We start from the raw sequence: 11900 nt of genomic DNA on the forward strand, positions 1-11900 counted from the left end.
TGGTGGCCAGCGTGCGGCTGCTAATTGCGCTCCCACGCCCACCATACAAGTCCGGTGCTACCGGACTTGATATGAGATAACTTTCTATTGTCTAATGTTGCTTCAGATTGACAGCATTACCCGGAGCGGACGAATTTATGAGAAATCAATCGGACAGGCTCTAACCGCTAACAATCAACAGACTGCATTTCTATTTTTAACGCCGTTTCGACTCTTTGATACTCGGCCTCAACCTCTTCTAAAAGCGCACAGGCCGGATCGGGTAAAGGCTGGTTAGCATTTGTTCCGATGCGGCCCATGATTTCGAGTTGCTCGCACAGCTCAAACAGGCGAAAAGCACCGAGAGTACCGCTAATCGATTTCAAAGAGTGAGCCGATCGCCGCAAAGCCAGCGGATCGGCGTTGCTCAGGGCCATAGAGATGCCTCGCAGCAGTTCGGGAGCTGTTTCGAGGTAAATCTCGATCGCCTCGTCCAAAGCTTCCACTTCTCGCAGCCCCTCTATAATGTTTGCACTTAGGGAATCCCCACTCTCTGACAAAGCCCGATCGAGATTTGATGCACCACAATCGACGACTGTCGCCGAATTGGGAATTGTCAGTTGTGGATTTCCTGCAACAACCACATTCGATCGCACTTCTAATTCACTCGTTTCTTCGATCTGTTCCGCCGGGGCATCCAAACAAACAATCGGCTGCAGGCGATCGAATGCGGAGTTCGATCGAGATTTACACGCGCTCAAAGCTCGCACCAACTGGTCAATGGCGATCGGCTTGCTCAAATAGTCGTCCATCCCCGCAGCCATACACTCTTCGCGATCGCCCTGCATCGCATTTGCCGTCATCGCCACAATCCAAGGCCTAGGTGGTTTTAGATTTTGGATTTTGGATTTTCGATTGTTAGATTCCTCGCCAGTCAATTTGGGATTTTGGATTCTGGATTTTCCATTATTAGATTGCTCATCTGTTGCGGAAACTTCGGATCCTCCCGTGAGATTTGTGGTCGCGTCTCGATTATGAGATTGCTCATTTGTTACGGAAACTTCTGATTCTCCCGTGTGATTTTCTACAGTTAAATCTGCTGAAAATTGCTCGCGGATGTGGCGGGTGGTTTCCAGTCCGTCCATTTCCGGCATTTGCACATCCATCAGCACCACATCATAAGGCTGGCGGCGCAAAGCTTCGAGCACTTCGATACCGTTTCCCGCCACATCTGCGCGATACCCCATCCGCTGTAAAATTTGCAAAGCTACCTTCTGATTCACCAAATGATCGTCAGCCAACAGAATCCGCAGGGGTAAGTTCTCTGCCAACATGGGTATGCTTTGCAAGAAAGCCCCGCTAGTGCGCTGCCCTTTAAATTCAGTTGTCTGTTCTCCAAAAATATTGATTAAAACATTGTAAAGCTGAGATTGTTTGATGGGTTTATTCAAAAAAGCAGCAAAATCCATCTCCATAGCAGGGGGGTGAATTTCTTGCCTGCCGATCGAAGTTAGCATCACTAACGGCAACCTTTCGCAACCAGGATACCGGCGAATTTGCGCCGCTAAAGCTAACCCGTCCATTTCCGGCATTTGCATATCTAAAACTCCCAAGTCAAACATCTCTTTAGCAGCCAGCCAATCTAAAGCCAAACGAGCCGAATCAGAAGCCCTAGCCACCATTCCCCAAGACTGAGCTTGGAGAGTCAAAATTCTGCGGTTGGTAGCATTGTCATCGACAATTAAGACTCGCTTACCACTTAATTCAGGTTGAGAATTGCTCAAGCTAACTGGTAAGGAATTCTTGCAGCCAGAAACGATCGTACTGAAATAAAAAGTAGAGCCAACGGATTTCGTATTTTGGCCGAGCGGCTTGTGGCTGAGTACAGATTTGCCATAGCCATATTTTTCGGCAATTTCGCAAGATTCTGCCCATCCCAAATCAAAAACTGCCGACGATCTAAAATCGGCAGGAGGATTGCCCGCCACACTACCCATACTTTCCACCCACATCCGGCCGCCCATCATTTCGGCCAAACGCTTGCTAATTGCCAAACCCAATCCGGTACCGCCGTACTGCCGGCTCGTTGAAGAATCAACCTGGCTGAAAGATTTAAATAGCCGATCCATGCGATCGCTTGGAATGCCGATACCAGTATCTTTGACCGCAAAATGTATTTCGTATGCTGGGTTAATTACTACCGATTCGCCATTAACTGCTGGCGGTTCTTTAGCGTTAGCCGTTGACACTGACATCTTTTTGGCAGTCACCGCAACCACCACTTCTCCAGTTTCGGTAAATTTAACCGCGTTACTGAGCAAGTTGATTAAAATTTGCCTCAAGCGGGTGCTATCGCCGATCGCCGTTGCCGGTACAGTACGATCGATCAAGTAACCCACTTCCAGTTTTTTTTCTGCCGCCTTGGCAGCTACCAAGTCTAAAGATTCCTCAATGCAAGTGCGGATGTCAAACGGATGTTCCTCCAAGTCCAATTTGCCCGACTCAATTTTCGAGAAATCTAGAATATCGTTAATCAGCGTCAGCAAGGCATCGCCGCTGCTGCGGATAGTTTCTACAAAATCGCGCTGTTCGCGAGTTAATGGGGTATCCAGCAGCAAACCAGTCATGCCGATGACTCCATTCATCGGAGTGCGAATTTCGTGGCTCATGGTGGCTAAAAATTCGCTTTTGGCTCTAGTAGCCGCCAGTGCTTGATCGCGAGCTTTTGCCAAATCTACGTCGGTTTGCTGGCGTTCGAGTTCGCTTCCCACCCACTGAGCCATCAGTTTCATCAACTCTCTGTCTACAGCTCGGAACGGTTCTGTCACAGGAGTCGGAGAAAAGAAGCACAGAGTGCCGTAAACTTCACCTGCCACAGTGACGGGAATGCCCATGTAAGCTTCGATGGGGAAGGCTCGATCGTCCGTGTTGAAGGAAAAACCCGAAAATCTTACCGACTCAAAGTAAATCGGTTCTTTTGCCATTGCCGTAGCGACGCAGAAAGTTTTTTCCAGATCGTAGATTTGGTCTTTGACGATCGACCCCTGGGGACACTCAACAGCCATTATTTGATAGTTGTCGCCTTGAATGCGGGACAAAATTCCCACGGACAGGCCTAAATGCCGACATCCCATTGCCAGCAGTTCTTGGAGGCGCAAATCAAAGGTAGAGAGGTGGTTGAGCGGGTCGGTACGGGGAGCCGAAGTCACTTGGTACAAAGCTTTGATTGCAGCTTCGCTTTCTCGCAGTTCTTGTTCTGTTTGCTTCCGCACGCTGATGTCGCGGGAAATGCCGATAATTTCTTGCACTTCGCCGGTTTGGGGATCGCTGATCGTGCGGCCGGTGGTTTCAAACCAAATGTATTTGCCGTCTTTGCGACGGATGCGGTAGCTGACGGTGTAAGTAACTGGGAGCGCCAGGACTTTCCAGTGAGCCTTGGCAATGGTTTCTAAATCGTCGGGGTGAAAATAATCGTTGGGGACGCGGCCGATGAGTTCCGAAGGTTCGTATCCCAGCAAAGCCCGGCTGGCGGGCGAGACGTAAATAAATACGCCTTTGGGGTCGTGTCTGGTGATCATGTCGGTTGAGTTTTCGGCCATCAACCGATAGCGGTCTTCGCTTTCATTACGTTCGACTTGAGAATTGCCCAATGCTTCTAGCATTCTGTTGATGCCGTCTGCCAAGCTTGCTAGTTCATCTGCTCCTGCCATATGAACCCGCAAGTCTGGGTCGCCGTTGGCTGCGATGTTGCTGACGCTGGTGCTCAAGGAAGCCAATCTTGCCAAGACTAATTTTTCTAGCAACAGCAGGGTGATCGCGCTAAATATTAAACCTACTGCCAGTATTGATAAGGTAAACAGCTCCAAGGTAGCCTGACCTTGGCCGTAGATGATGCGATCTGTCTCTACTCGCAGCAGCAGCGCTAGGTTGCCGTCGATGTCGCGAATCAGGGCGTATCCTGCGACTAAGCTGTCGCTGAGCGGCTCCACTAAAATTTCTACTGATTTGAGGTGGGAAATTTTGAGTTTGAGATTTTCCAAATCCTGCCTAGATGGAGCCATCGCCTTGGCGCCATGCCCGGAGTAGTTCGTGGCTCCGACTTTAAAATCCAAACTCGGCAATCTAAAATCTACTGACAGATGAGTTAGTTTTGAAAGCAAACCGATTTCGCTGCTGTCGAGATAGCGTCCCACGATCAGGGTTCCGCGCGGTGGACCTTGGGCGTTGCTGTTGAAGATCGGCTTTGAAGCAATCAGCAGCGTGGCTTCTGGCAGGGTGAGGACGCCTGTTTTGGCGGGGCGATCGCCCGAACCTGTCGAGGAGTCTAGCAGCGCCTCGATCAAGTGCTGTTTTAAGCTTTCGGGAATTGGGATTTCGGTTTTGGATTTCAGGTCGAAACCTTTGCTGAATATCGTCTGACCGTTGGAGTCCAGCAACACCAATAAGTTTAGTCTCAAGTAAACAAATGTCGAATCGACGAAATTTGACTTGACAAATTTTTCGTTTTGTGTTTTGGCGAAAGAGTAAGTATCGTCCCACTCGGCGTAATCTTGGGCGCTGGTGTCTAAATTCGACAAATCGTCATCTAATGCGTCCAAAGCCCGCGCGACATCCTGGCGGACGTACTGTGCCTCCAGGTTGTGAAAATCATGCAGCAAAATAGTTGATGCAGTGGCATAGAGAACCACAATCAGGCTGATCAGCGCTGCACTGATGATTAATAGTGTTTTTTTTCGGAGTTGCATGGCGTCGCCCTCCTCACGGTGCTACTCGGCAACTAGCCAGGAGAGGTTTGAGACGTAGGTTGTTTAGCATTGGCGATCGCAGGGCCTGCGTGTTTTGACTTTTATGGGCTGGCTTGGCAAAGCCCTTGGTATTTCCAAGGTATCCGGTATGTTGCCCCCCACAGTCAGTGTAGTATTTTCACAGCTTTAGTTCCCTATTATGCACAACCTAATGGCCTAGAAGTTATAACCTGACGATCGGCATCTTCAAAGGAAACGGGCGATCGAACTTTTTGAGTTCGCGTTTGATACTAGCGCAACCAGGGAGGCAGGCGGTTGAGAGAACAGGCGTGCTGGGTTTAGAACCCTACTATTACTGTACCTAAAAAATATTGAGAAGAGACCGGACTGTCGCGTCGAGTTTTTCCTGCAAAAAGATTCTTATTCCCAGAGCTTTTTTGATTTGTGTTGTTTTACAGCAATCCTTGCAGGAGTGGTGGAATACACCCAGAAGTCAATCCAGCCGCCTCGAAGCCTGAACCACGTTCATAACTGACGAAAAAATTGCAATCGCAGAGGTAAGGAATATCCGCCGAATTTTCATTTACATCCGCCAATAAAATAGACAATCTAAAAATTATGCTTTTGACTTTTTTATTGTGAATGAAGCAAAACTGTTAATTAAAATGTATAAACTCACAGTTTGCACCCTCCTCAATAAACTTGTAGGAGCGGATTTACGAATAACCTTAAAAAGTACCAACAAATTAAATAAACCAGTTCCCACTCCCCGATAACATCCTTTAATAACAGTAGTGCCTGATATCAGTATAAACTCACATCAGGCACTATCTGCAATTCGATCGCAACTTGAGTCTTTTTTATCGGATAACGGCTAAAGCACCGGCGCCTGCTGCTGCTGCGGCCGAAGAAAGAGCGGTGAAAAACAGCCACCAAGAAGCAACTTCTGCTGCTTTCCGGGTTTCTTCAGCTTGTTTTTCGGCTTGCAGTTTGATGCTTTCGAGGCGAAGCTGTGCCTCTTGCTGCAAGCGTTCTGCTCTTTGCAAGACGCTGTTGCGGCTTCTTTCAATTTGGTCGATCAAGCGGTTGGCATCTGCTTCGGAAATGTCCTCGCGAGAACTCATTAGTGCTACTAAAGTATCGCGATTGAAATGACCCAGCCGATCGCGCAAAGCGTCAAATCCGGCTTGCGGATCGTCAAATAACTTCCGCACGTCCCGCGTAATGCCTTCATAGTTGAGTTCAGGGCGATCGAGCGAATTGAGGTAATCCCGAATTTTTCCGAGAATCCCGTCAATTACCGACTGAATACCCTCCTGTATTTTCTGAATTTGCATTGCGAACTCATCGCGCACCGACAAAATTCCATCAACAATGCGATTTGCTTCTGCTTCAGAAATATCCGGCCGCTGAGACAGCAGAGAAACAACTGTAGCTCGATCGATGTGCGACAGCCGCTCGCCCAAACTGTAAGCGCCCACTTTCGGGTCATGCAGCAGCAGTTGCAAGTCGCGCTTGATGGCTTCTGGATTTAATTCATCCTTGCCCGTATTACGCAAATAATCTTCTAAAACACTTTGAAAATCGTGCACTTGGCTTTGCACCCGTTTTGCCAAACGGCGCGGCGCTTTCACAATCGAGCCAAGAGTTTCCTGCACTTGGTCGATAATTTGATTGACTTGTTCTTCACTCAAATCTTGTCTCTGAGAAAGCAGTTTTACCAAAGTATCGCGATCGACTTGAGACAGGCGGCCGCGCAGTGCTAAAGCTCCTTCTTTGGGATTTTCCAGCAGTTTTGTCAAATCCCGCTTAATCCCTTCAGGATTGAGTTCTGATTTGCCAGTATTGCGAAGGTAATCTGCAAGGGCGGTAGTTGTTTGGTCGTACTGATCCTTAGCTTTTTCGGCCAACTTTTGCGGCGCATGCAGCGCGCCTTGCCAAGTTTCTTCGGTGCTGTCGAGAAGCTGATTTACTTGGTCTTCGCTGAGGTCTTTCCGCTGAGATAGCAATTTTACCAAAGTATCGCGATCGAACTTAGAAGCTCTAGCTCTCAGCGCCCACATTCCTGCTTCTGGGTTATCCAGCAGCGTTTTCAAATCGCGCTTGATGCCTTCGGGATTGAGTTCTTCTTTGCCCGTAGACTTCAAGTATTCTTGCACTCTTTGCCACTGGTTATCTAGTCGGACTTGCGCTGCTTCTTGCAGACCTTTCGCATCTGCTAAAACTAGATCTCGTGTCCTTTCTAACTCTTGAACAATCTGTTCTACTTCCTGGAATCCGAAGTTTTCGCGACCTCGAAGAATTTGCACGAAACTGTCGCGGGTGTAAGGAGAAAGCCGATCGCGCAACTGTTCGTAAGTAGCGTCGGAATCCTCTAATATTTTTTTGAAATCGCTCCCGATACCTGCTGCTGTCAGTTCTTCTTTCGGCGTCAGCTTCAAATAAGTTTCTACCCGCCACTGCAAATCGCGAGATTTTTCTTGCTCCTCGGCAAAGATCACGGTTTGTAAAACGCGCTGTCTAATTGCTTCTAATTCCTGGGAAATTTGTTTAATTTTGTCTTGGGTAAAAACACCTCTACTAGCCAGGATTTCTGCAAAATTAGACTGTTTTAGTTTTTCTAATTCGCGGCGCACAGTTCCCGGATCGGCTGTAGGATCGTAGAGAACGTCCCGAAATTCGCGCTCGATGGCTTGGGGGTTCATCTGCCACGAATAAGTGTTGAGTAGGTAGTTTTCTACGTCGGCACGAATTGGGCTGTAAGTTACGGGTTCGCCTTTGACTTGAGCGGTAATTTTATCAGTTTGCTGGGTAACTTTGTCTTTAGCTTCTTTGAGCTGACCGACTACTTTTTCAAGATCCAAGTCAGAAATATCCGTGCGACCCAATACTATTCCCATTAAAGCATTGACTGCCATTGTCGTTGCTTGGGACATCATGGTCGGGCTTTGTCCAGAGTTTTGACCGCTCAGATTGCTGAGAGCTTTTTCTACCCTACTTGCCAATTTATCTGAGAGCAAATCTCCCGATTTAGCCGATTTGAGATAGTCTACTAATTGGGCGATGCCGTCTGATTGCTGCCCTTGTTTTCCTACTTGTTTCCAAGCATCTTGAAGTTGGTCTACAATCCGGTTAACGTCGCGTTTTGATAAGTCCGATCGCGAACTTACTAAATCTACGAGAGTTTGGCGATCGAGATTCGGCAAATTTTCGGCTGCAATGGTTTTTAGTTGCGGATCGTTAAGCAATTTTTCAAACTCGCTACGCATCCCTTTGATGTCTAATTCTGGCGGTTTGAGGCTTTGGATGTAGTCTTCGACGTTTTCGCGCAAGCTTGTAGGGTCGATCGCGCTACCCAGTTCATGACCCACTGCTGCTGCTGCTGCTTTGGCTGTGGCGACTACTTGGTTGCTGGCTGCTTTGGCACCGATGGCCGAGGCTGCGGTGCCGACAATCGCTTGAAAACCTGATGTGGCGGTGTTGACGACGGAACCGATCAAGGAACCGACGGTGGTGGAACTCACCCAAACAAGCATTGAGAAATAGGCTGCCCACACTACTAAACCGACGATCGCACCTAAACCGGGACTGCTAATCAAGCTGAGCTTAACTGCTAGCAAGCAAGCAAAGAAGAGGGCAATGGTGACAGTGACTAGCGTCCAAGTACCTACCTTTCTGCCGATGTGGCGGACTGGGGTGCTGCCGCTATCCGAGTGGTGGCCGTCGTCGTGGGATTGTCCCATGTACGACAGGCCCGCGGCTACTGATAAATTTGTTAGCAATAGTTGGAAAGCGCAGGCAAGCACGACTCCAGCTATCAAGGCGATAAAAAATTGCGGCCCGGAATAGAGGAGTGCTGCGTCTTCTGCTGTGTTTGTAGTAGTCTGCTCTACTGGCACTTGAGCCAGCCAGAACCCGATGTTATACAGTTGTGGATTTATTGGCAAATTTTGATACATAGTATATTCCTCATTAAGGAGTGGGTGCGCGCGCTCATTGGCGCAAGTTAACCAATGTATAGTTTTAGACTCATGCCCCCAATGGCAAGCATCGCCTTATTGACGAGCTAAAGCATCCCCCTACAGTTGGAAGTGTAGGAATATGTCTGCGGCCGGCTGTCACTTAAGGAATATTTGTGCTATGTAAATTGGCAGTTGTGAAGTTGTTAGTTCTCAGGTATGAGTAAGGTGCGCTGTGGCGCATCCGAGATAGATGGTAGTAATGGTAAGTCGGATTAAAATAATGGCAGAGGAAAATCTTTGGTCGATCGATATTAAGAGTCGACACAGAAGCCGAGACAAATTGTTCCCAATTCATCAACCAATGCCATAGCAAATTAGCTTTCAAGGAATTCGATCGTGCAGCGAGAAAGTCATGCAATTATTATTGGGGGGAGTTTAGCAGGACTGTTGGCCTCTAGAGTATTAGCAAAACACTTCGACCGAGTAAGTATTGTTGAACGAGATTTTTTTCCTGAACAACCCGCACCTCGCCCCGGGATTCCTCAATCCAGTCACCTTCACATCCTTTTAAATCGCGGGAAAATCATCCTAGAAGAGTTGTTTCCTGGCTTGGAAAACGAACTGATAGCTGCTGGTGCTCCTAGGTTAAATCCGAAGTCGATCGGGTGGTTTAGTCCGGCGGGTTGGGCCCCGCAATTTAGCCCGGATCTAAATGATTTAATTATGTTCAGTCGGGATTTACTGGATTGGCAAATTCGCCGCCGCTTGGCTGAAAATACGAACGTGCATTTCCTCGAAGGAGGCACCGTAACGGGGTTGCTGGCGAATGCCTCGCGCGCTGAGGTTGCTGGTGTGTCGGTGGGTTTTCGCGATCGCCACAACCCGGGTAACATCCATGCAGAGAATTTGTATGCAGATTTAGTAGTCGATGCTGGTGGCAAAGTTTCCAAAACACCTCAATGGTTGAAAAGTTTGGGCTATGAACCTCCACAAGAAACCGCTATCAATGCTTTTGTCGGCTATGCCAGCCGCATCTATAAATCCCGCGGTAAATTGTCAGGCACACCGCCAGTATTTGTGTCACCAGCACCGCCATTTCGCACCTGCGGCGGTGCAATTTTCCCGATCGAAGGCAATCGCTGGCTGGTGGGTTTCGCCGGGGGCGATCGCGATTATCCCCCGACCGACGAAGCAGGTTTTCTAGAATTTGCCCGCAGTCTGCCAACCCCGACAATTTATCATGCGATTAAAGACGCAGAAGCCATCACACCTATTTATAGTTATCGAGGTACAGAAAACCGTTTACGCCACTACGATCGCCTCCGTCGTTACCCTGAAAACTTAATAATTATCGGTCATGCAGTTTGCGCTTTCAACCCGGTTTATGGCCAGGGAATGACGGTTGCTGCACTCGATGCTCAGATGCTAGATCGATGCCTGCAAAAGCAAAGAGAGCGGTATCCAGAAGGCGATTTAACAGGCTTTGGGCGACAATTTCAAGAAAAACTAGCAAAATTACACACTATTCCTTGGACGTTTGCCATCAGTCAGGATTCCCGCTATCTGGGAAGTGAAGGTGCAAAACTAAACCTCGCTACGCGGCTGACAATTGATTACATGGATCTGGTGTTAAAAGTGCTGGTCGGAGATGCTAAAGTTTGTCAAGCATTTTTGGAAGTTCTGCACATGATTGAGTCGCCGGCTGTACTTTTTCATCCCAGTATTGCGCTGAAGGCGATCGGGCAATTAGTTAGTGGCGGGCAGAAAGTAGAAGGCACAACGCAGAATTAATAGAAACACTTGAGACGGAATGAGCTTATTTTTACCAATTCTATTTTTTCAGAATCAAGAGATATAAACGCAGATGAAATCATATTCATCTGCGTTGTTTTAGGTTCAGACTATTCGGAAATCGCTAACACCAATTAGGGTGGCGTTGACTCCAGTTAACGAAGCAAATACTTCTCCACTTCCCTTGAATTTAATCAGCGCACTGTTATTGTTATGACTAATTTCTAACTGGTCAAAACTCAGACCTCCCGACAATCCGATGAGATCCTGACCTTTGACAAAATCAGAGACAATATCAAATCCTTGATTAAATCCGATGACAAATGTGTCATTGCCAAAACCGCCACTTAAGCTGTCGTTGCCTAAACCTCCAAACAAAATATCATTACCTTCGCAACCGAGAAGCGTATCGTTACCTAGGTCTCCATAAATCGAATCGTTGCCCAAGCTGCCGTCAATTAAATCATTGCCTTGACCGCCATAAGCTAGGTCATCTGCTGCACCGCCGCAGAAAGTATCATCTCCGAGTTGTCCGTAGAGAGTATCACTGCCTTCACCGCCGAGAATGACATCGTTGGCTTTACCGGCGAATAAATAATCGTTTCCTTTGCCACCGTCGATGAAATCATTGCCTTGATTGCCAAAGATTAAGTCATTATCTTCTTTGCCGTTAATTGAATCGTTGCCCTGATTCCCGAAAATAACATCTTCGCCAAAACCACCAAGAATGATGTCGTTTTCTTTGCCACCAAACAGGATATCGTCTCCCTGATTGCCGTCAATGAAGTCATTGCCTTCATTGCCGTTGAAGATATCCTTTAATTCGCCACCAATCAGGTTGTCGTTGCCTTCTTTAGCATCGAAGAAATTGGTACTGTTGCTGCCAAAATAAGCGTCGTTGTTGGGAGTACCAATTAGCAGGCCGGGACCACCATTGATAATGTTATCAATTTGTTGGTTGGGTTGGTTGAGATTGGGATACTGAATTTTGTCGCAAATGCAGTCTGCATCGGGAAGGTTAACAGGAGTTGGGGTTGGTACTGGTGCAGGCGTTGGGGTTGGTATCGGTGCAGGAGTTGGCGTGGGTACTGGTGCAGGAGTTGGCGTGGGTACTGGTGCAGGAGTTGGGGTTGGTACCGATGCTGTGACTGATGCTGAAATCACGAAATCAAAGGGATTTTCATCGCTATCATCATTGACAAATTGCAGCGTACCTGATTTATTTCCGGCTGTGGCTGTATCTACTTGAACTTGCAGGTTAGTTGTACCGCCGGCGGCGACAGTTGCAGGTAAATTTCCGACTAAGCTAAATCCGGTTGGTAGGGTAAGGTTGCTGAGGTTTAAATCTGCTGTACCAAGATTTTTGACGGTAAAGGTTTTGTTGAGAGTGCCGCCAATTAATGCACTGCCAAAGTCGATCGTA

General features: G+C 47.8%; 4 protein-coding genes. 1 reads left to right on the top strand and 3 read right to left on the bottom strand.

What is annotated here, in order from left to right; translation table 11 throughout:
- Window positions 1-167 precede the first annotated feature (167 nt).
- Window positions 168-4724 (bottom strand): response regulator, encoded by a 4557-nt coding sequence (locus QUA27_RS14120; RefSeq protein WP_333068645.1) that lies wholly within the window; start codon window positions 4722-4724, stop codon window positions 168-170.
- An 860-nt stretch (window positions 4725-5584) separates the two neighbouring features.
- A complete protein-coding gene (locus QUA27_RS14125; protein WP_333068646.1) occupies window positions 5585-8683 on the bottom strand; it encodes an MFS transporter in 3099 nt (1032 codons plus the stop codon).
- Between the two features lie 399 nt (window positions 8684-9082).
- On the opposite strand from QUA27_RS14125, the gene QUA27_RS14130 reads away from it, so the two are divergent.
- A complete protein-coding gene (locus QUA27_RS14130) occupies window positions 9083-10477 on the top strand; it encodes an NAD(P)/FAD-dependent oxidoreductase (RefSeq protein ID WP_333068647.1) in 1395 nt (464 codons plus the stop codon).
- Between the two features lie 105 nt (window positions 10478-10582).
- Here the strand turns inward: QUA27_RS14130 and QUA27_RS14135 are convergent.
- The coding region (locus tag QUA27_RS14135) for a choice-of-anchor D domain-containing protein (RefSeq protein WP_333068648.1) at window positions 10583-11900 on the bottom strand (1318 nt) is incomplete at its 5' end.

The organism is Microcoleus harperi Pol14_C6, from assembly GCF_036701295.1.
In the GTDB taxonomy this organism is placed as follows: Bacteria; Cyanobacteriota; Cyanobacteriia; order Cyanobacteriales; family Microcoleaceae; genus Microcoleus.